The sequence below is a fragment of the Stenotrophomonas sp. TWI1183 genome (assembly GCF_039673115.1).
Lineage (GTDB): Bacteria > Pseudomonadota > Gammaproteobacteria > Xanthomonadales > Xanthomonadaceae > Stenotrophomonas > Stenotrophomonas maltophilia_AA.
In genome coordinates, this window is sequence record NZ_JBDJKZ010000019.1 from 34278 (window position 1) to 53371 (window position 19094).

Annotated in this window: 19 protein-coding genes; 11 read left to right on the plus strand and 8 right to left on the minus strand. The window is 67.7% G+C overall.

Going from position 1 to position 19094, the window contains the following annotated elements; translation table 11 throughout:
* The first annotated feature begins 22 nt into the window (after positions 1-22).
* Complete coding sequence (locus ABE434_RS15485) at positions 23-895, plus strand: hypothetical protein (RefSeq protein WP_346479455.1); 873 nt, start codon at positions 23-25, stop codon at positions 893-895.
* Positions 896-1008: 113 nt separating this feature from the next.
* Positions 1009-1968: an acetyl-CoA carboxylase carboxyltransferase subunit alpha gene (locus ABE434_RS15490; protein WP_176989972.1), complete on the plus strand. Its 960-nt coding sequence runs from the start codon at positions 1009-1011 to the stop codon at positions 1966-1968.
* A 52-nt stretch (positions 1969-2020) separates the two neighbouring features.
* Here ABE434_RS15490 and ABE434_RS15495 read toward each other — a convergent pair whose 3' ends face one another.
* Positions 2021-2476: a CopD family protein gene (locus tag ABE434_RS15495; RefSeq protein WP_176989973.1), complete on the minus strand. Its 456-nt coding sequence runs from the start codon at positions 2474-2476 to the stop codon at positions 2021-2023.
* A 161-nt stretch (positions 2477-2637) separates the two neighbouring features.
* Here ABE434_RS15495 and ABE434_RS15500 point away from each other — a divergent pair, with 161 nt between their 5' ends.
* Together ABE434_RS15500 and phaZ are read left to right on the plus strand one after the other, a co-directional pair.
* Positions 2638-3234 carry a class I SAM-dependent methyltransferase gene (locus ABE434_RS15500; RefSeq protein ID WP_346479456.1) on the plus strand — a complete coding sequence of 199 codons (597 nt, stop codon included), beginning with the start codon at positions 2638-2640 and terminating at the stop codon, positions 3232-3234.
* Between the two features lie 57 nt (positions 3235-3291).
* Complete coding sequence (phaZ, locus tag ABE434_RS15505; RefSeq protein WP_176989975.1) at positions 3292-4647, plus strand: polyhydroxyalkanoate depolymerase; 1356 nt, start codon at positions 3292-3294, stop codon at positions 4645-4647.
* A 174-nt stretch (positions 4648-4821) separates the two neighbouring features.
* Here phaZ and ABE434_RS15510 read toward each other — a convergent pair whose 3' ends face one another.
* Positions 4822-5799 carry a sensor domain-containing protein gene (locus ABE434_RS15510; protein WP_346479457.1) on the minus strand — a complete coding sequence of 326 codons (978 nt, stop codon included), beginning with the start codon at positions 5797-5799 and terminating at the stop codon, positions 4822-4824.
* Entirely contained in the window at positions 5796-6161 is a 366-nt protein-coding gene (locus ABE434_RS15515; protein WP_176989977.1) for a PadR family transcriptional regulator, read from the minus strand. The genes ABE434_RS15510 and ABE434_RS15515 overlap by 4 nt, the downstream gene beginning before the upstream one ends.
* A 149-nt stretch (positions 6162-6310) precedes the next feature.
* On the opposite strand from ABE434_RS15515, the gene ABE434_RS15520 reads away from it, so the two are divergent.
* A complete protein-coding gene (locus ABE434_RS15520) occupies positions 6311-7210 on the plus strand; it encodes a peptidylprolyl isomerase (RefSeq protein WP_346479458.1) in 900 nt (299 codons plus the stop codon).
* 79 nt (positions 7211-7289) lie between these two features.
* On the opposite strand, the gene ABE434_RS15525 is transcribed toward ABE434_RS15520, so the two are convergent.
* Positions 7290-8168 carry a DMT family transporter gene (locus tag ABE434_RS15525; protein ID WP_346479487.1) on the minus strand — a complete coding sequence of 293 codons (879 nt, stop codon included), beginning with the start codon at positions 8166-8168 and terminating at the stop codon, positions 7290-7292.
* Between the two features lie 159 nt (positions 8169-8327).
* Between ABE434_RS15525 and ABE434_RS15530 the strand changes: the two genes are divergently transcribed.
* Positions 8328-9278: a LysR substrate-binding domain-containing protein gene (locus tag ABE434_RS15530; RefSeq protein WP_346479459.1), complete on the plus strand. Its 951-nt coding sequence runs from the start codon at positions 8328-8330 to the stop codon at positions 9276-9278.
* Positions 9279-9365: 87 nt separating this feature from the next.
* Positions 9366-9659 carry a hypothetical protein gene (locus ABE434_RS15535; RefSeq protein ID WP_019184421.1) on the plus strand — a complete coding sequence of 98 codons (294 nt, stop codon included), beginning with the start codon at positions 9366-9368 and terminating at the stop codon, positions 9657-9659.
* Between the two features lie 45 nt (positions 9660-9704).
* Here ABE434_RS15535 and ABE434_RS15540 read toward each other — a convergent pair whose 3' ends face one another.
* Positions 9705-10475 (minus strand): DUF4349 domain-containing protein, encoded by a 771-nt coding sequence (locus tag ABE434_RS15540; protein ID WP_346479460.1) that lies wholly within the window; start codon positions 10473-10475, stop codon positions 9705-9707.
* 156 nt (positions 10476-10631) lie between these two features.
* Here ABE434_RS15540 and ABE434_RS15545 point away from each other — a divergent pair, with 156 nt between their 5' ends.
* Entirely contained in the window at positions 10632-12440 is a 1809-nt protein-coding gene (locus ABE434_RS15545; protein ID WP_346479461.1) for a DUF885 domain-containing protein, read from the plus strand.
* Between the two features lie 94 nt (positions 12441-12534).
* On the opposite strand, the gene smrA is transcribed toward ABE434_RS15545, so the two are convergent.
* Positions 12535-14367, minus strand: a complete 1833-nt coding sequence (smrA, locus tag ABE434_RS15550; protein ID WP_346479462.1) for a multidrug efflux ABC transporter SmrA — start codon at positions 14365-14367, stop codon at positions 12535-12537.
* Between the two features lie 89 nt (positions 14368-14456).
* Positions 14457-16034 (minus strand): serine hydrolase, encoded by a 1578-nt coding sequence (locus tag ABE434_RS15555; protein ID WP_346479463.1) that lies wholly within the window; start codon positions 16032-16034, stop codon positions 14457-14459.
* A 111-nt stretch (positions 16035-16145) separates the two neighbouring features.
* On the opposite strand from ABE434_RS15555, the gene ABE434_RS15560 reads away from it, so the two are divergent.
* Entirely contained in the window at positions 16146-16586 is a 441-nt protein-coding gene (locus ABE434_RS15560) for a VOC family protein (RefSeq protein ID WP_346479464.1), read from the plus strand.
* Positions 16583-17401 (plus strand): DUF72 domain-containing protein, encoded by an 819-nt coding sequence (locus ABE434_RS15565; protein WP_346479465.1) that lies wholly within the window; start codon positions 16583-16585, stop codon positions 17399-17401. The genes ABE434_RS15560 and ABE434_RS15565 overlap by 4 nt, the downstream gene beginning before the upstream one ends.
* Before the next feature lie 5 nt (positions 17402-17406).
* Here ABE434_RS15565 and ABE434_RS15570 read toward each other — a convergent pair whose 3' ends face one another.
* On the minus strand, positions 17407-18063 hold the full coding sequence (locus ABE434_RS15570) for a Pr6Pr family membrane protein (RefSeq protein WP_346479466.1): 657 nt from the start codon (positions 18061-18063) through the stop codon (positions 17407-17409).
* Positions 18064-18141: 78 nt separating this feature from the next.
* Between ABE434_RS15570 and ABE434_RS15575 the strand changes: the two genes are divergently transcribed.
* Complete coding sequence (locus ABE434_RS15575; protein WP_179459402.1) at positions 18142-19089, plus strand: DMT family transporter; 948 nt, start codon at positions 18142-18144, stop codon at positions 19087-19089.
* The last annotated feature ends 5 nt before the right edge of the window (positions 19090-19094 follow it).

Consider the following 19094-nt stretch of genomic DNA (forward strand, 5'->3'; position numbering starts at 1 on the left):
GTTGCAACACAGGTGTTTTGTTTTGATCAAGCGTTTTGCCGTGCTGCTGAGTGCAGCCGTCGCCATCACCGGCTGCTCCGGCCCCGCCCAGACCTTCGAGATCGACAACCCGGGCGCCACGCCACTGACCCTGCGCATCGATGGCAATGAACTGCCGATCGCCGCGCACGCCTCGCGGCCGGTCAAGCTCAAGCCGGGTGAACATCATCTGCAGACCGAACAGCTGGGCGACGTGCGTTTCATCGTCTACGCCAGCGGCAAGGGCGGGTTGATCAACCCGACCCTGGCCGAGTACGTGATCGCCAACGAGATCTATGTCACCGGCGAAGACAAGCTGCAGCACTTCGGCAGCCTGAAGAACCAGATCGCGCTGGGCGGCGTGACCTTCGAAGGGCCGTACCAGGCCACCCACGACCTGTTCATCGACCAGGCCTGGAGCTTCGGCGTCCGCGAGCCGTTCCCCGAGGTCCAGACCGTGTCCCACGTGGACGCCAGCGGCGGCCGGATCAACGCGAAGATCTTCACCGCCCCGGATTTCATCGCCTACGTCGAAGCAGGCATGGGCCAGCCGGGCGCTTACGCGCGCCAGCAGCCCAGGGGCTACGTTGCCCCTGTCTACACACTGGACGCCGCGCCGACCGCCCTGCCCGCGCTGGATCCGGCCTTCGAAGCCCATGCCGGCCCACTGCGCGAGCTGTACAGCCGTTACCTGCAGGCCACCACCGCCGATGCGCAGCTGCAGCTCCAGCAGGAGGCCTTCCAGGCCCAGATGGCGTTCACCGCCGCGACCGCCACGCTGGGCTCGGGCCTGCCCAAGGAGGCCAACGAGGGCTACAACACCTTCGTGCAGACCCGCAGCACGCTGATGGGCAGCGCGGCGCTGGTCGTCCCCTGACCTGACTGGCGCCCTTGGCCCCGCTGCGCTACCGTCGGTTTCCAGACGACGGCGTACGGGGCTTTTCGGCGCATTCGGCTACACTTTCCCTCTTTTCTTCACGACGGTTTCCGATGAATCCGAACTACCTCGACTTCGAGCAACCCATCGCTGATCTGGAGGCGAAGATCCAGGAACTGCGCAGCGCCAGCGCCGGACCTGCGGTCAATGTCGAGGCCGAGGTCAATGCCCTGCAGGACAAGCTGCGGGTGCGCACCGCGCAGATCTTCCGCAACCTGACCTCCTGGCAGGTGCTGCAGCTGGCCCGGCATCCGTCCCGCCCGTACACCGAGGACTACATCCGCATCATCTGCGATGAGTTCCAGGAACTGGCCGGCGACCGCGCCTTCGCCGACGACAAGGCGATCATCGGCGGCCTGGCCCGCATCGGTGGCCGCTCGGTGATGCTGATCGGCCATCAGAAGGGCCGCGACACCAAGGAAAAGATCAGGCGCAACTTCGGCATGCCCAAGCCGGAGGGCTACCGCAAGGCGCTGCGCCTGATGAAGATGGCCGAACGCTTCGGCCTGCCGGTGCTGACCCTGATCGATACCGCCGGCGCCTGGCCGGGCATCGACGCCGAATCGCGCGGCCAGTCCGAAGCGATCGCGCGCAACCTGATGGAAATGGCCGAACTGAAGGTGCCGGTGGTCTGCACCGTGATCGGTGAAGGCGGCTCGGGCGGCGCACTGGCACTGGGCGTGGGCGACCGCACCGTGATGCTGGAATACAGCGTGTACTCGACCATCAGCCCGGAAGGCTGCGCCTCGATCCTGTGGAAGGACCCGGCCAAGGCCAAGGACGCCGCCGAACAGCTCGGCCTGACCGCCCCGCGCCTGAAGAGCCTGGGCCTGGTCGACAAGGTCCTGCGTGAGCCGACCGGTGGCGCCCACCGCAATCCCAACCAGATGGCCAAGCGCCTCAAGGCCGTGCTGCTCAACGAGCTGGACGTGCTGGAGAAGCTGCCGGTCGATGAGCTGCTGCAGAAGCGTTACGAGCGCCTGCGCAGCTACGGGACCTACGAAACAGCCTGATCGGGCTGCGGCGCAGACGAAGAGCCGGACGCGCAAGCGCCCGGCTTTTTTTTCAGAACGGCTTGGCGATCACCAGCCAGACCACGCCAATGAACAGCACCAGCGGCAGTTCGTTGAACCAGCGCAGCGCGCGCGAGGACGGCAGCACCCTGCCCTTGACCGCGCCTTTCAGCAGCCGCCCGGTCCACGAGTAGTACACCAGCAGCAGCACCACCAGGCCGAGCTTGGCATGCAGCCAGCCCGCCGCACCCGGGGCGACCATGGTCGGGAAATCCGGAATAACCCGGTAGCCCAGCCACAGCACCAGGCCCAGGATCAGCGCGAGGCCGAACATCATGTGGCCGAACCGGTACAGGCGCAGGCCCATCAACTGCAGCCGCTCGGTCACCGGCAGCTGGCCGGCGGTCTCGCTGAGGTTGACCAGGATCCGCGGCAGGTAGAACACGGCCGCCATCCACGCCACCACGAACAGCAGATGGAAGGTTTTGACCCAGTAGTAACTCTGCATGCGCTTGCTCCCGCGGCTGGCGTAGGTTGGCCGCCATTCTCGCACGCCCGGTAGAGCCACCCCACGGGTGGCTGACGCGACCCATCGCCACACCTCAACGACGCATCCACGCGCGTCACGCCGTACGATAGGCGCCGCTTCCACCCACGTGCACATCCTCCATGGACAAGACCTACGACGCCGCCTACTTCCAGCGCTGGTACCAGCCTGACCAGACCGGTGGCGCCGCGCGCCTCGCGCGCAAGGTGGCGCTCTCGGTGGCCAGTGCCGAGTACTACCTGGAACGGCCGATCCGCAGCGTGCTGGACATCGGCTGCGGCGAAGGTGCCTGGCGTGCCCCGCTGCTCAAGCTGCGGCCACGCGTGCAATACCTCGGGTTCGACAACAGCGATTACGCGGTCCACCGCTACGGCCGCAGCCGCAACCTGCACCCGGCCAGGGTCGGCGATTTCGCGTGGCTGCGCCCGTGCGCGCCGGTCGATCTGCTGATCTGCTCGGACGTGATGCATTACGTGCCCAGCCGCGAGCTGCGCCCGGCGCTGGAGGGCTTCGCCGAACTGACCGCCGGCGTTGCCTTCCTGGAGGCGTTCACCGCCGAGGACGACTTCGACGGCGACCACGAGGGCTTCCAGGCGCGGCCGGCCCGCTGGTACCGCAGCCAGCTCAAGCGCGTCGGCTTCACCGCGCTGGGTTCGCACTGCTGGCTGTCCCCGGCGCTGGCCGGCCATGCGGCCGCGTTGGAACGCGGCGCCCCTTGAGTCTCCATAACAATTGAGACAGGAGCCGCATTAACGCGCCCGCGCGACGGGTGCGCTATGCTGCGCGGCAACATAAGACCATACATATTGGACGTCATGCTATATCAGCTGCATGAGTTGACCCGCAACCTGCTCGCCCCGTGGGTGCACCAGGCCCAGGCCAACGCGAAGTTCTTCGCCAATCAAGGTCATTGGTGGTCGCAGATGCCCGGCGCGGATCGCCTGGCCGCTGTGAACGAGCTGTTCCACCGCATCGGCAAGGATTACGAGAAGCCCGAGTGGGGCATCAACGAAATCGACGTCGAGGGCGAGCGCGTGCCGATCGTCGTCCACGAAGAGATCAGCAAGCCGTTCTGCAAACTGCTGCGCTTCAAGCGCCACAGCAATGAAGCCGACCAGCTGCACACCATGCTCAACCAGCCGTTCGTGCTGGTTGTGGCGCCGTTGTCCGGTCACCACGCCACGCTGCTGCGCGATACCGTGCGCACCCTGCTGCGCGACCACCGCGTGTACGTGACCGACTGGGTCGATGCGCGCATGGTGCCCGGCAGCGAAGGCGAGTTCGGGCTGGATGACTACATCGCCTATGTGCAGGAATTCATCCGTCACCTCGGTGCGGAGAAGCTGCATGTGGTGAGCGTCTGCCAGCCGACCGTGCCGGTGCTTGCCGCCGTCTCGCTGATGGCCAGCCGGGGCGAAACCACGCCGCGTTCGCTGGTGATGATGGGTGGCCCGATCGATGCGCGCTGCAGCCCGACCGCGGTCAACAACCTGGCCACGCAGAACCCGATGTCGTGGTTCGAGAACAACGTGATCCACACCGTACCGGCCACCTTCCCGGGTGCCGGCCGCCGTGTGTATCCGGGCTTCCTGCAGCATGCGGGATTCCTGTCGATGAACCCGAGCCGCCATTTCAGTTCGCACTGGGATTTCTATGCCGACCTGGTCAAGGGCGACATGGAAGATGCCGACGCGCACCGTCGTTTCTACGACGAGTACAACGCAGTGCTCGACATGCCGGCCAAGTACTACCTCGACACCATCCGCGTGGTTTTCCAGGAGTTCCTGCTGCCGCGCGGCGAGTGGTACGTGCAGGGTGAACGCGTGGATCCCACCGCGATCACCGGCACTGCGCTGCTGAGCATCGAAGGCGAACTGGACGACATCGCCGGCCTCGGCCAGACCGAAGCCGCGCAGGCACTGTGCACAGGCATCCCGGCCGCGCATCGCGAACACTTCATCGTCGAAGGCGCCGGCCACTACGGTATTTTCAGCGGCCGCCGCTGGCGCGAAACGGTCTACCCGAAGGTGCGCGATTTCTTCGCCGCCCATGCCCAGACCGTGGCCAGCAAGCCGAAAAAGGCCGCGAAGATCGCGAGCAACGTCACGCCGCTGCGCCGTAAAGCGGGCTGAGCGATCCGTACCGACCAACGGTCGGTGCCTGCAGCGCCGGTAGAACGCTTGACGAACGCCCCCCCGACTCGGGGGGCACGCTGTGGGTAGTGCCGGCCGCTGGCCGGCTGCGCTTTCATCCAGCAGCCTGGGGAGCCGGCCAGCGGCCGGCACTACCGAATCCTCGTGTCCCGTTTACAGCCGCACCAGCAGGTGCTTGGCCATCATTCCGTGCAGGCGGCCGATGCCGCGGGCCAGGTGCAGCGTCGCGAACAGCAGCAGCACGCCGACCACCGCCAGCAGCGGTGTGATCCAGACCGGCAGCATCTGGCTGCCGTCGATGTGCAGTCCTACGTAGCTGCTGGAGAACAGCGCCGCCACCGGTGCCCAGATCAAGCCCATCGAGGTCGACAACAGCGTGGTGGCGATCGTGAAGTAGACGATGCCCAGCGGCAGCATCAGCACGAAGTAGAGCAGGGTCAGCCAGGTCCGCCCGTCAGTGAACATGTCGCCGATGCGCTGCAGCCAGCTGCGGCTGCGGTCGGAGTACGTCGGCCGGCGCGGCATGCGCTCGCCCAGCAGTGCTTCCACCAGCCGTCCTTCCAGCAGTGACAGGCCGCGCACCGAGCCGAAGAACAGCACCGCCACCGGGATGCCGATGATCAGCACCATCAGGCCCAACGACAGCGACAGGCCGGTGACCACCCAGGTGAAGAAGAACGTGCCGGTGGCGAGCGACAGCAGCATGTAGAACAGCGCGCCATAGGTGCGGGCCTCCAGCGCGACACCGAAGAAACGGGCCAGTGCCGAGCGCGGCCTGGGCGGGGCCGGCGGCGGCACCGATTCCGCGCCGGTGCTGACCGGCGTAGCGCGTCGCAGCGGCGCCGTCCCGGCACTGGGCGTGCGCAGCGCGCGGTTCACGGTGATCTCGGTCTCACGGTAGATGTCGGCGACTTCTTCCGGCGCGCCATAGCTGCCGGCGACATCGGCGATCACCTCGGCCTCGCTGCGGCCGGGCTGGGCGGCCAGCTCCGAACGCAGGTACTCCTCGGCGTCGTACAGGGCGTCCTGCACCATCGCCGGATCGGCGTCGTGCAGCGCCGCGCGCAGCTGGGCCAGATACGCGGGAATGGTGGTCGGCAAGGCCCGACCGGCCACGGACTCGATGTTCATTCGGTTACCCCTTCCAGGACGGAATCGACGGAATCACGGGTGGCGCGCCACGCGGCGGTCCATTGCCTGAGCACTTCGTGGCCCGTGTCATTGATGCGGTAGTAGCGGCGCGGCGGACCGGCCACCGACGGTTCAACATGGCTTTCCAGCAACCCGGCCCCTTCCAGGTTGCGCAACACCGGGTACAGCGCGCTCTGCTTGCCGCTCAGCACGCCCTCGCCGATCCGCTCCAGCTCCTTGGCGATCAGGTACCCGTACAGCGGCTCGCCGGCCTTGGCCAGGACCGCCAGCAGGGCCAGTGAGACCGTGCCGGAGCTGAGCTCTTTCTGGAACTTCTTCAGGTGGACGTCGTGGTCGCTCATGGCGGTCTCCGCTAGCGTGGAGTCCACACTAGTCCGAAGTTCGCTATAGCGGATGTGTCGTTAGTCACCGTGCCGGTGGGCATGGCCGGCTGGCCGTGGCTGGCGTGCTCGCGCACAATCGGGGCACTACCTTCCTGAACGGGTCCGCCATGTCGCCACGTCGTCCTGCCCTGCTCGCCCTCGCCCTGGCCTGCCTGCTCCCCACCCTGGCCAGCGCGGCCACGCCTTACCGCAGCCCGCAGCAGATCCTGGACGCCTCGCCGGACAGTGACTGGCGCACGCCCGACCCGGCCAACCTGCTGTACATGAACCTGCCGGCCGGCCGCGTCATCATCGAGCTGGCCCCGGCATTCGCGCCGCAGCACGTGGCCAACATCCAGACCATGGCCCATGAGCATTTCTGGGATGGCGAGAGCATCTACCGCGCGCAGGACAATTTCGTGGTGCAGTTCGGCGATGCCGACGCCGATGATGCCGCCAAGGCAAAGCCGCTCGGCAGCGCCACGCGCAAGCTCCCGGCCGAGTTCCAGCGCGACAGCAAGGGGCTCAAGGTCAGCCTGCTGCCCGACCGTGATGGCTGGGCTGACCAGACCGGTTTCGTCGACGGCTTCCCGGTGGGCCAGGACCGCAAGGACGGCAAGACCTGGCTGGCGCATTGCTATGGCGCGCTGGGTGCCGGCCGCAACAACGAGGAAGACAGCAGCATCGGCGCCGAGCTGTACGTGGTGACCGGACAGGCACCGCGCCAGCTGGACCGCAACATCACCGTCGTCGGCCGCGTGCTGCAGGGCATGGAACTGCTCAGCGCCCTGCCGCGCGGCCCGGCGCCGATGGGCTTCTACACCGATCCGGCGCAGCGCACCGCGATCCAGTCGATCCAGCGTGCGAGCGACGTCCCGGCGGCGGAGCGCCCCAAGCTGCAGGTGCTGCGCACCGACTCCAGGACCTTCGCCGATGCGACCGAAGCACGCCGCAACCGCGTCGATGATTTCTACAAGCGCCCGGCGGGCCACATCGACCTGTGCAACATCCCGGTGCCCGTGCGCTGAGGATGAGATAACCGACGCGTCAGCGTCCGGATGCCCCGGTAGAGCCACCCCATGGGTGGCTGCACGCGGACCCGCCGGCCTATCGCTGCGATGCCGCCACGCTGCCAAGGATCAGCACACCCGCCACCACCATCGCGCCGGTCACCGGTTCGCCCAGGAACAACCAGGCGAACAGTGCGCCGAACATCGGCACCAGATAGGTCACGGTGGAGGCCCGCGCCGGGCCGATGCGGGCGATGAGGCGGTAGAACATCAGGAACGCCAGGCCGGTGCAGACCACGCCCAAGGCGATCGCGCAGGCCCAGGACAGCATCGGGATCGGGCCGGTCGGCCAGTGGGTCAGCGCCATCGGCAGCAGCAGGATCGCCGCGCAACCCAGCGTGGCGCCGGCCGAGGCCGCCGGCGGCAGGCCGGTCATGTGGCGCTTCACCAGATTGACGCCCAGGCCGTACAGCAGCGCCGCCAGTGCACCGGCCAGCACCGCCGCGCCGATGCTCAGGCCGGAGACCTTGGCCGTCGCCAGCACCACCACCCCCGCGAAGCCGACCAGCAGGGCGATCGCGCGGCGCATGCCGATCTTCTCGCCGAAGAACAGGAAGGCCATCAGTGCGGCGAACAGCACCGTCATTGCATTGCAGATCGCACCGATCGCCGCCGGGGCGCGCTGCGCGGCCCAGGCGAACAGCACGAACGGGATGGCCGAGTTGATCAGGCCGATCGGCGCCAGCCACAGCCAGCGGCGGGCCGGAAACTGCGCCCGCGCCTGCCACAGGAACGGCAGCAGCACGAGCGCGCCGAGCAGCAGCCGCACCTCCACCAGTGCGTAAGGTCCGAAAGCCGGCACGGCCACGCGCATGAACAGGAACGAGCAGCCCCAGATCGCGCCGAGCACGGTCAGCTCCAGCGGCGTGCGCCAATCGCGCTCGACCGCGCCGGCGGCCAGCGGCGCCCCGCTCATGGCCGGCCCCCCAAGCAGGGCAGACACGCGGGGCGAGCGGTAAGGGACGGCAACATGCGCGTGAATCCTGGGAGGAAGGGCGACAGCATCCGCCCGCCGTTGCACGCCCACAAGCGCGTAGTATCCGTGCAAGCCACAAATATGATTTGGGTCTCGACCATGATCCTTCGCCCTGCCCTGCTGCCCGCCCTGGGGGTGTTCGCGGTAGCCGCCCGCCACCAGAACTTCGCCCATGCCGCACAGGAACTGCACCTCACCGCCAGTGCGGTCAGCCACCACGTGCGGCGGCTGGAGGATCTGCTGGGCACGGTCCTCTTCCAGCGCCATGCGCGCGGCGTGCGGCTGACCGCCGAGGGCCGCCAGCTGGCCGATGCAGCCGCGGCGGCACTGAGCGATCTCAATGCGGTGGCCGGCAACCTGCATCCCCAGGCCGACATCGTGCCGCTGCGGGTCACCACCATCCGCTCGCTGTCGTACTGCTGGCTGATCCCGCGCCTGCCGCGTTTCACCCACCAGCATCCGCGCATGCGCATCGAGCTGCAGACCAGCACCGAGCTGGTCCGCTTCGACGAGACCGGCCCGGAGCTGGGCATCCGCTACGGGCTGGGCCAGTGGCCCGGCATGACCGCGCATCACCTGATGGACGACGAACTGTGCCCGGTCGCCTCGCCGTCCCTGGCGGGCGTCTCGACATTGCGCGAACCGGCGCAGATCGCTGCCCTGCCGCTGCTCAGCGACATGTCACCGCAGGGCTGGCGCGACTGGTTCCGCGCTGCGGGCGTGCGCGGGCTGGATCTGCCGTCGCTGCACACCTTCAGCGACAGCACCGATGCGATGCGCGCGGCGGTGTACGGCATCGGCGCGGTGCTCGCCCGCAAACACATCGCGCAGCCCTATCTGCAGCGCTACGAACTGGTGCGCCTGCCCGGGCCTGCGCTGAAGGCACGCTACGCCTACTACGTGGTGCACGCCGAGCACCGTCCGCTCAGCCCGACCGCGCAGGCGTTCATGGACTGGCTCAAGCGCGAGGCGCTGGACGAACGCACCCCCCTGCCCGCGCTGCCCGACGAACTGCTGGGGCTGCCCCCTGCCGACGGCACGCACGACTGAACCGCACGCCGCGGTCGGTCGCGCGTCCTCACCCGGCCTTTTCCGTCCGCTGGCTAGGCTGGAGTCCCTTTCCCCGAGGCTCGACCCATGGCCCTGTTGCGACTGCGAATCACCGGCACCGAAGACGATGCACGTGCCATCACCGACCTGCTGCAGAGCATCGAGGGGATCGAACACGTCGAAGAAACCGACGACCTGATGCCGCACATGGACGACGACGATTCCAGCTCGGCCGGCCTCTCCGACGACATCGGCCCGGGCACCCACGAACTGGAAGTGGAAGTCGGCAATGCACTCGGCGCCCAGCGCGTGCGCGATGCCGTGCAGGAGCTGGCGCTGGAGCTGGATGTCTTCGTCGAATACGAGCAGGACGAAGGTTGAGTCAACGGTCGTGCCTCGCGTTGAGGCGCGGCACGACCCGTTTCATCAGCGCGCGACTGCGGCGGCCTTGCGACGCTTGCGGCGGCGCCACAGCGCCACGACCACCGCACCGACCGCCCACACCACCACGCCGACCGGCAGCAGGGCCGCCACCGCGCGGATCACGAAGGCGATGCTGGTGGTGAAGATCGCCCCGAACTCGCTGAACGCCTTGCCGATCTCGCTGCGGCTGCGCTGCCCGGCCGGGCCTTCGAAGTTCATCGTCACCAGCTGGGTGTCGATCCGCCGGCGTTGCTGCGCCGCGTCCCTGTTGGCCTGCTCCAGCCCGGCCTCGATCTCCGCCATGCGCTGCGAGACCGCCAGCAGGTCGGCCACCTTCATGTCGCTGCGCTGCTGATACGCCTGCAGCTGCGCGTGTTCCTTCTGCAACCGCGTCTGGGTCAGCGCGGTATCGGCCACCTGCTGGGCCAGATCTTCGGCATGCGTATTGCGCGAGGCCACATCGCCGCCTTCACCGGCCAGGGCGATGATCGGTTCCACGCCCTTCGGCGCGATGCGCACGCGGATCGAGCCGGACCGGGTTTCACCGCCCTCCTCGCCCACCTGCAGGACGGCGCAGTCGCCGAAGCGATTGCTCTGGCAGGCCTCGGAGACCGCCTTGACCCGCGCGCTGATGCGCTGCGCATCGAGCTGGATGCGGATGTCGTGTTCGTAGGCCAGGAACGCGCCTTCCGGCGACGCGACGGCCCCGGCAGCCGCATCGGCGGCGTAGTTCGGCGCGCCGCGGCCACAGGCCACCAGGCCCAACAGCAGCATCCCTGCCAGCCCGGCGCGGGCCCCTCCTGTCCATCCAGTCACAGTGCAGCTCCATCAACGGCGGTGAATTTCACAGCGCATGGTAATCCAATGGCACGGGGACAAAGGGGGCCATCGGCCCTATGCTCGGGGATTGTCCCCAGTACAGGAACACCGATGCGCCAGCATCTGCTTGCCCTCGCCCTGATCGCCGCCCTTGGTGGCTGCCAGCAGGCCGACTCCCCGACGCCCGCCACCGGCACCGAAGCGGCCACCCCGGCCGGCGATGCCGCGGTCGATGCGGCCTTCGCCGACCTGTCCAAGCGCGCCCTGGACACCTGGATGCAGCTGTCCCCGATCAGCGCCACGCAGATCGGCGACCATCGCTACGACAGCGAGATCGACGACCTCAGCGCCGCCGGCCAGCAGAAGGTGCTGACCGCGTACAAGGCGCTGCTGGGCGACCTGGACAAGATCGATGTCAGCAAGCTCTCGCGCGAAAACCAGGTGGATGCGGCGATCCTGCGCAACCAGTTGCAGTCCGAAGTCTGGACGGCGGAAGTTCTGCAGTCGCCCAAGTGGGATCCGCAGATGTACAACGGCATGGCCGGCAGCGCGCTGTACGGCCTGATGGCGCGTGAGTTCGCGCCGCTGCCCGACCGCCTGAAGTCGGCGACCGCGCGCATGGAGAAGCTGCCGCAGATCTTCGCCCAGGCCCGCGAGAACCTGGACCCGGCCCGCGTGCCGAAGATCCATGCCGAGACCGTGGCCAAGCAGAACCGCGGCATCCTCAGCATCGTCGATACCTTCATCACCCCGCACATCGGGGAACTGCCGGCCGAAGACCAGAAGCGTCTGCAGGCCGCGATCGACGGCCTGAAGAAGGCCGTCGACGAACAGCAGACCTGGCTGGACAAGACCCTGGTGCCGAACGCCAAGGGTGACTTCCGCATCGGCGCCGACCTGTACGACCAGAAGCTGAAGTTCGCCCTGAACTCCTCGCTCTCGCGCGCCGAGATCGGCGAGCGCGCGCGTGCCGAACTCAAGCGCGTACGCCAGGACATGTACGGCATCGCGCAGACCGTGCTCAAGGACAAGCCCGGCGCCCCGGCGCTGCCGGCCAACCCGAGCGACGAGCAGCAGCAGGCCGCGATCGAAGCCGCGCTGGAGCTGGCGTATGCCGACAAGCCGGCACGCGACAAGGTCGTTGAAGACGCCAAGGCCGCGCTGGAGCAGTCCACCGAATTCGTGCGCAAGCACGACCTGATGACGCTGCCGGATTCCCCGGTCGACATTATCCTGATGCCGCAATTCCAGCGTGGCGTGGCCGTGGCCTACTGCGATTCGCCGGGCCCGCTCGACAAGAACCTGAAGACCTTCTACGCGGTCTCGCCGATTCCGGACGACTGGACCGACAAGCAGGTCGATTCGTTCCTGCGCGAATACAACAGCCGCATGATCCACCTGCTGAGCATCCACGAAGGCACGCCGGGCCATTACCTGGAAGGCTGGCACTCGGGCAAGTTCCCGTCGACGCTGCGCGCGGTGCTGCGTTCGGGCCTGTTCGCCGAAGGCTGGGCGGTCTACACCGAGCGGATGATGCAGGAGCAGGGTTACCTGGACAACGATCCGCTGTTCCACCTGGTGCAGCTGAAGTTCTACCTGCGCACCATCTCCAACGCGATCCTGGACCAGGGCGTGCACGTGGACAACTGGACGCGTGAGCAGGCGATGCACCTGATGACCCATGACGCCTTCCAGCAGGAAAGCGAAGCCTCGGGCAAGTGGGTGCGTGCACAGCTGACCTCCGCGCAGCTGCCGACCTACTTCGTCGGCGCGCAGGAACACTTCGACACGCGCAAGGCCGTGCAGGACAAGCAGGGGGCGAAGTTCAACCTGAAGGCCTACCACGACCAGATGCTGTCCTACGGCGCTCCGCCGGTGCGCTTCGCGCGCCAGCTGATGCTGGACCAGCCGATCGAGTAAATCCACGCCATGCGTGGATGAGCCTGCAGACGGCCCGGGGATCCCGGGCCGTTTTTTTTTCACGGAACCAGCTGCATCCACGCAGGGCGTGGATCTACGCGTCGGCGGCCACGAATCCACCGGTCTGCCGCGCCCACAGGCGTGCATACAACCCGCCCGCCGCGATCAGCTCGGCGTGCGTGCCGGTCTCCACGATGCGGCCCTGGTCCATCACCACCAGCCGGTCCATGCGCGCGATGGTGGACAGCCGGTGCGCGATCGCGATCACCGTCTTGCCGGTCATCAGTTCGTCCAGGTTGTCCTGGATGGCCGCTTCCACTTCCGAATCCAGTGCCGAGGTGGCTTCGTCCAGGACCAGGATCGGCGCATCCTTGAGCAGCACCCGTGCGATCGCGATGCGCTGGCGCTGGCCACCGGAGAGCTTCACCCCGCGCTCGCCGACGTGCGCGTCATAGCCACGACGCCCTTCCCCGTCCACCAGCGTGTCGATGAAGGCCGAGGCACGCGCCTTGGCCACCGCCGCATGCAGCTGTTCCTCGGTCGCATCGGGGCGCCCATAGAGCAGGTTGTCGCGGATCGAACGGTGCAGCAGCGAGGTGTCCTGGGTGACCACGCCGATCTGCCGGCGCAGGCTCTCCTGGGTAACCCCTGCGATATCCTGGCCGTCGATGCGGATCTGTCCGCTTTCCAGGTCGTACAGGCGCAGCAGCACGTTGACCAGGGTCGACTTGCCGGCACCCGAGGGACCGACCAGGCCGATCTTCTCGCCCGGTTTCACGTTCAGATCGAGTCCGGCGATCACCCCGCCGCTCTTGCCGTAATGGAAATGGATGTGATCGAAATGCACGGCGCCCTGGCTGACCAGCAAAGGCACGGCATCGGCACGGTCCTGCACGGTCAGCGGCTGCGAGATGGTGGTGATGCCGTCCTGCACCGTACCGATATCCTCGAAGATGCCGTTGATCGTCCACATGATCCAGCCGGACATGTTGTGGATGCGGATCACCAGGCCGGTGGCCAGGGTGATCGCGCCCACCGTGATGTGCCCACCGTTCCACAGCCACAGCGCCAGCGCGCACGTGCCCACGATCAGGAAACCGTTGACGACGGCGATGGTCACTTCCAGCCCGGTGGTGACACGGGTCTGGCCGCGGTGCTTGGTCGCCAGTTCCCCGATCGCTTCGGCCACGTAGGCCTGCTCGCGCCCGCCATGGGCGAACAGCTTCAGCGTGGGCACGTTGGTGTAGCCATCCACGATGCGGCCCATCGCCTTGGAACGCGCCTCCGAGGCAAGCCACGCCCGCTCCTTGGCGCGCGGCACGAAGTACCACATGATCACCACGTAGCTGCCCATCCACAGGGCCAGCGGGATCATCAGCCGCCAGTCGGCCTGTGCGAACAGGTACAGCGCGGTGCCGGTGTAGACCAGGATGTACCAGACCGAATCGACCATCTGCACCGCCGACTCGCGCAGCGAGGTGCCGGTCTGCATCACCCGGTTGGCCATGCTGCCGGCGAAGTCGTTCTGGAAGAAGCTCAGGCTCTGCCGCACCACGTAGTTGTGCATCAGCCAGCGCGAACGGTTGCTCAAGCCCGGCACGATCGCCTGGTTGACCAGCAGGCTGTGCAGCGATACCAGCAGCGGCCGTGCGATCAGGGTGATGCCGGCCATCCACAGCAGTGTGTTGGCATGCCGTGCAAAGAAATCACTGCCGGGCTGCTCGGCGACCATGTCCACGATGCGGCCCAGGAAATCGAACATCGCCACTTCGACCAGTGCCAGCAGCAGGCCGGCGATCAACGTGGCCAGCAGCACCGGCCAGACCGGGCGCAGGTAATGGATATAGAACGGCACCACCTTGCGGGGTGGCATGCGCGCGTCGATCGGCGGGAAGACCGGAATAATCGATTCGAACCAGCGGAACATCGCAGTGCACCAAAAACAAAACAGGCCGCGATTATCCCACCGCGGCCTGCCCTTTTACTCTCACCCCCATCACAGGCTGGCGACGGGGTTCAGCCCCTGGCCTCCACGGCGATCGGCATCAGCAGCAGGTCCTGGAAATCGAAACTGAAATCGGTGAGCGAGGACACCGCCTGCATGCGCACCTCGCGGACCTTGCCGTCCGGATCGAGGCTGAAATTCACGAAGGCATCGGCATTGAGCGAACGATCATCCCAGCGCACCAGGAAGGTATCGTGCTGCCAATGCTCCAGCGTACCGATCAACTGCGCGGTCTTGCCGAAGCGCAGGCGCAGCTTGCCGCCCTGCTGTTCGACGAATACATCGCCGTACCACGCGTCGCGGTAACCACCGGCATAGCGCGACAGCGGCAGCGACGGCCTGGATTTCGCATCGCGCGCGGCCTGGTGCCTGGCCCAGCCTTCGTCTGCTTTCTCCTGTGACTTGGCAACGGCAGCGGCATAGGCGGCGACCCAGTCGGTGGCCGGGGCCTGCAGGTAAGCGTCCAGCGCTTCCATCGTGATGGCGTTGAAGGCCGCGCCGACTTCCTGGTTGGTGAGCACCACGATGCCCAGCTTGTGCTCCGGCACCAGGGTCACGCGCGACACCATCCCCGGCCAGCCGCCGGTATGCCAGACCAGCTTCTGGCCGCGGTAGTCGCTGAGGCTCCAGCCTTCGCCATAGCCGGCGAAGTTCGGCCGCGCCGCGGCCAGCTGCGGCACGCTCGGCTCGGGCACGACCTGCGGCGTGATCATCTGCCACATCGCCTGCTGGGTCTTGGCGGTGAACAACGGCTGCCCGTTCTCCAGCGTGCCGTGGGCCAGCTGCACGTTCATCCAGCGCGCCATATCGTGGACGCTGGAATAGATGCCGCCGGCGCCGGCATTGTTGGACCAGGTCAGCGGCGCGACGGTGCGCAGCTGGCTGAAATCGAACTTGGCGTGTCCGACCGCGGCGTTGTCGCCGGGCTGCAGATGGTCAGCGTTGTAGCGGGTGCCGCGCATCCCGACCGGCGTGAAGATGTGCTGCTGCAGGAAGTCCGCATAGGTCTGCCCGGACACCTGCTCGATCACCTGCTGGGCGACCGCGTAGAGAATGTTGTCGTAGGCATAGCGATCACGGAAACCCGCCTTCAGCGGCACCTTGCCCAGACGCTGCACCACCTCTTTGTTGCTGTAGGAGGTGGTCGGCCAGAACAGCAGGTCGCCCGCCCCCAGGCTCAGGCCACTGCGGTGCGAAAGCAGATCGCGGATGCGCATCTCGCCGGTGACGTACGGATCGGACATGCGGAAGCCGGGCAGATGATCGATCACACGGTCGTCCATCTTCAGCTTGCCCTGCTCGGCCAGCAGGTTCAGCGAGGTGGCGGTGAACGCCTTGGTGTTGGAGGCGATCGCAAACAGCGTATCGGCCTGGACCGGATCCTGCTTGCCCAGTTCGCGCACGCCGTAGCCGCGTTCCATCACCACCTTGCCATCCTTGACCACCGCCACGGCGATGCCGGGGATGTCGAACTCGGTGCGGGCGCGTTCGATGGTGGCGTCCAGCCGCTGCAGTTCGGCCGGCAGGGCGGCCGATGCCAAGGGTGCGCATGCGAGCAGCACGGCGCCTCCGATCCAGGATGTGTTCAAGCAGTGTCTCCGGTTGCGTGTGGCGGGGGCGTCGAGGGTCGCGATGCCCCGGTTTCGCACGATGGTAACGCGGCCCGGATCAGGCTCGCCTGTGCCAGAAGGAGGCCCGTCATGACCGCGCCCGCCGCGACCACCGCCACCATCATTCCCTGCCTGCGCTACCGCGATGCCCACGCCGCGATTGCCTGGCTGCAGCAGGCGTTCGGCTTCCAGAAACACGCGGTGTACGCCGATGGCGATACCGTCCACCACGCCCAACTGGTGTACGGCCACGGCATGATCATGCTGGGCTCGGTGGACAACGCCAGCGAATGGGGCCGTTACAGCGTCCACCCCGATGAGGTCGACGGCCGCCAGACGCAGACGGCCTGCGTCATCGTCGCCGACCCGGACGCGCACCATGCGCGTGCCGTCGCCGCCGGTGCGCGGATCGTGATGGAGATCGCCGACCAGCCTTACGGCGGTCGCGGTTACGCCTGCCGGGACCTGGAAGGCTATCTGTGGTGGTTCGGCAGCTACGATCCGTGGGCCGACCCCGCGGGCGGCGCATGAGCACAGCGGCCGGCTCCATCCGCACCGGTATCGGTGGCTGGGTGTTCCCGGCGTGGCGCGGCGGTACGTTCTATCCCGCCGGGCTGCCGCAGCGCGAGGAACTGGCCTACGCCAGCCAACAGCTGGGCTGCATCGAGATCAACAGCACGTTCTACCGCGCGCAGAAGCCGGCCATCTATGCGCAGTGGCGCGAACAGACGCCCGAAGGTTTCCGCTTCTCGGCCAAGGCGCCGCGCACGATCACCCAGACCCATGACCTCACCACGGTCGGCGAACGTGCCGAGCGCTTCATCGATGGCATCGCGGCACTGGAGGACCGGCTGGGGCCGTTGATCTGGCAGTTCGGCGACAGCCATCCGGCCGGTGCGGCCGAGTTCGAGCGCTTCCTGGCGATGCTGCCGCGCAAGGTCGATGGCCACCGCCTGCAGCACGCACTGGAGGTGCGCAATCCCGCAGCGTGGACGCCTGGGCTGCTGACCGCCGCCCGTGCGCATGGCGCCGCGCTGGTGTTCAGTGGCTCGGACGAGCATCCCAGCTTCGCCGACCCCACGGCGGACTTCCTCTATGCGCGGTTGATGGGCTCGCGCGCCAACCTGCGCGCCGGCTACCCGGCGCGTGCGATGGAGCAGTGGTGCCTGCGTGCGATGCGCTGGGCCCGGGGCGAGGACAATCCGGAGCTGCCCCATCTCGGCGCCGAGGTGCCGGCCTCGCCGCCACGCGAGGTCTATGTGCTGTTCATCGGGGCGGCCAAGCAGCGCAATCCCGGCGCGGCCATGGCCCTGCGCGACCAGCTGCAGCAGCTCCGCGGCGGCTGACGCGCTTATCCGCGCCGGCTGCGTTGCGCCAGCGCGCCATCCAGCCACCACAGCAGCCCGCCGCACACGACGAACACCACCGCCACGGCCAGCACGTTGCGCAGGACCAGCACGAGGCCCAGCGTGCCCAGGTCCAGGAAGGGGTACGGGTACTGGCCACTGACCCGGCCGACCAGCAGCGCCCAGCCGAGATAGACCGTCGGAAACGCCAGCGCGCCGAGCAGCCCGCGCCGGTGCAGGCCACCGTGCGGGCCGGCCAGCCAGTCCAGCAGGTACAGCACCGGTACCGCGTAATGCAGTCCCGCGTCTGCCCACCATTGCGCACCCTGCGGGTGCCACAACGGGCGCAGGATGATCACGTAGATCAACCCGGTGATGCCGATGAACAACGCCACCGCCGCGCGCGGAACGGGGCCGGCCAGGCCGTCGCCACGGCCGCGGGCCAGTGCCAGGCAGACCGCGGCCACCCCGATGTTGCTGAGGATGGTGAAGTAGCCCAGGTAGCGCAGCGTCGCGTCCGCCGCACCCAGGCCGGGCGTGCGCAGCAGCAGGTGGTACTGCAGCAGCAGGGAGGCCACGGCAATGACCGCGGTCAGGCCGGCCCAGGCGCGCAGCGCGGAGGTCGGGGCGGCACGGACGGGATCGGTGCGGAGGCGTGTCATCGCCGCAGGATGCCACGGCCGTGCAGCGGATCGCGTGGAAGGCATCCTTCGCGGCGCGGCTTGCCGCACAATATGCGGATGCCGATGACCGATACCCGCAGAGCCCTGCTGCAAATCCATTTCTGTGTGCTGCTGTGGGGCGTCACTGCCATCCTCGGCAAGCTGATCACCCTGCCCGCCCTGCCGCTGGTGTGGTGGCGCATGCTGCTGGTGGTGGCGATGCTGGCGCTGGTGCCACGCGTCTGGCGCGGCCTGCGCCAGCTGTCGCCGCGTCTGGTGGCCGGCTACTGCGGCGTGGGCGCCCTGGTCGCCCTGCACTGGCTGACCTTCTACGGCGCGGTGAAGCTGGCCAATGCCTCGGTGGCGGCCACCTGCATTGCGCTGGCGCCGGTGTTCACCGCGGTGATCGAACCCTGGGTGGCCAAGCGGCCCTTCCAGTTCCGCGAGCTGGCCTTCGGCCTCCTGGTGCTGCCGGGCGTCGCGCTGGTGGTCGGTGGCGTGCCGGACGGCATGCGCCTGGGCGTGCTCATCGGCGCGTTGTCGGCGCTGCTGGTGGCGATCTTCGGCTCGTTCAACAAGCGCCTGGTCAGCCACGCCGACCCGCTGACCGTGACCGCGCTGGAACTCGGTGCGGGCACCCTCACCCTGACCCTGCTGGCGCCGGCGCTGCCGTTCCTGCTGCCGGCCCTGGCCAGCCCGTTGTGGGTGATCCCGGACCTGCACGACGGCCTGCTGCTGCTGGCCCTGGCCGGGCTGTGCACGCTGCTGCCGTTCGCACTCGCGCTGGTGGCGCTGCGCCATATCAGCGCCTATACCTCGCAGCTGGTGACCAACCTCGAACCGGTCTACGCGATCCTGCTGGCGATGGTGCTGCTCAGCGAGCAGCGCGAGTTGACGCCGCTGTTCTATGCGGGCGTGGCGATCATCGTCGGCGCGGTGTTCCTGCACCCGCTGCTCAACCGCCGCAGGAAGGTCCAGCACCCGGAAATCCTGGCGACCTCCGAGGCGCGCAACATCGCCGAGTGAGGCGA

Coding starts and splice junctions, on each gene's coding strand:
- ABE434_RS15510 (WP_346479457.1), bottom strand. CDS start 5,799: ATGAACATCGAGTCCGTGGCCGGTCGGGCCTTGCCGACCACCATTCCC.
- ABE434_RS15575 (WP_179459402.1), top strand. CDS start 18,142: ATGCCGATGACCGATACCCGCAGAGCCCTGCTGCAAATCCATTTCTGT.
- ABE434_RS15545 (WP_346479461.1), top strand. CDS start 10,632: ATGCGCCAGCATCTGCTTGCCCTCGCCCTGATCGCCGCCCTTGGTGGC.
- ABE434_RS15560 (WP_346479464.1), top strand. CDS start 16,146: ATGACCGCGCCCGCCGCGACCACCGCCACCATCATTCCCTGCCTGCGC.
- ABE434_RS15540 (WP_346479460.1), bottom strand. CDS start 10,475: ATGCTGCTGTTGGGCCTGGTGGCCTGTGGCCGCGGCGCGCCGAACTAC.
- ABE434_RS15535 (WP_019184421.1), top strand. CDS start 9,366: ATGGCCCTGTTGCGACTGCGAATCACCGGCACCGAAGACGATGCACGT.
- ABE434_RS15500 (WP_346479456.1), top strand. CDS start 2,638: ATGGACAAGACCTACGACGCCGCCTACTTCCAGCGCTGGTACCAGCCT.
- ABE434_RS15565 (WP_346479465.1), top strand. CDS start 16,583: ATGAGCACAGCGGCCGGCTCCATCCGCACCGGTATCGGTGGCTGGGTG.
- phaZ (WP_176989975.1), top strand. CDS start 3,292: ATGCTGCGCGGCAACATAAGACCATACATATTGGACGTCATGCTATAT.
- ABE434_RS15515 (WP_176989977.1), bottom strand. CDS start 6,161: ATGAGCGACCACGACGTCCACCTGAAGAAGTTCCAGAAAGAGCTCAGC.
- ABE434_RS15530 (WP_346479459.1), top strand. CDS start 8,328: ATGATCCTTCGCCCTGCCCTGCTGCCCGCCCTGGGGGTGTTCGCGGTA.
- ABE434_RS15570 (WP_346479466.1), bottom strand. CDS start 18,063: ATGACACGCCTCCGCACCGATCCCGTCCGTGCCGCCCCGACCTCCGCG.
- ABE434_RS15490 (WP_176989972.1), top strand. CDS start 1,009: ATGAATCCGAACTACCTCGACTTCGAGCAACCCATCGCTGATCTGGAG.
- ABE434_RS15495 (WP_176989973.1), bottom strand. CDS start 2,476: ATGCAGAGTTACTACTGGGTCAAAACCTTCCATCTGCTGTTCGTGGTG.
- ABE434_RS15520 (WP_346479458.1), top strand. CDS start 6,311: ATGTCGCCACGTCGTCCTGCCCTGCTCGCCCTCGCCCTGGCCTGCCTG.
- ABE434_RS15525 (WP_346479487.1), bottom strand. CDS start 8,168: ATGAGCGGGGCGCCGCTGGCCGCCGGCGCGGTCGAGCGCGATTGGCGC.
- smrA (WP_346479462.1), bottom strand. CDS start 14,367: ATGTTCCGCTGGTTCGAATCGATTATTCCGGTCTTCCCGCCGATCGAC.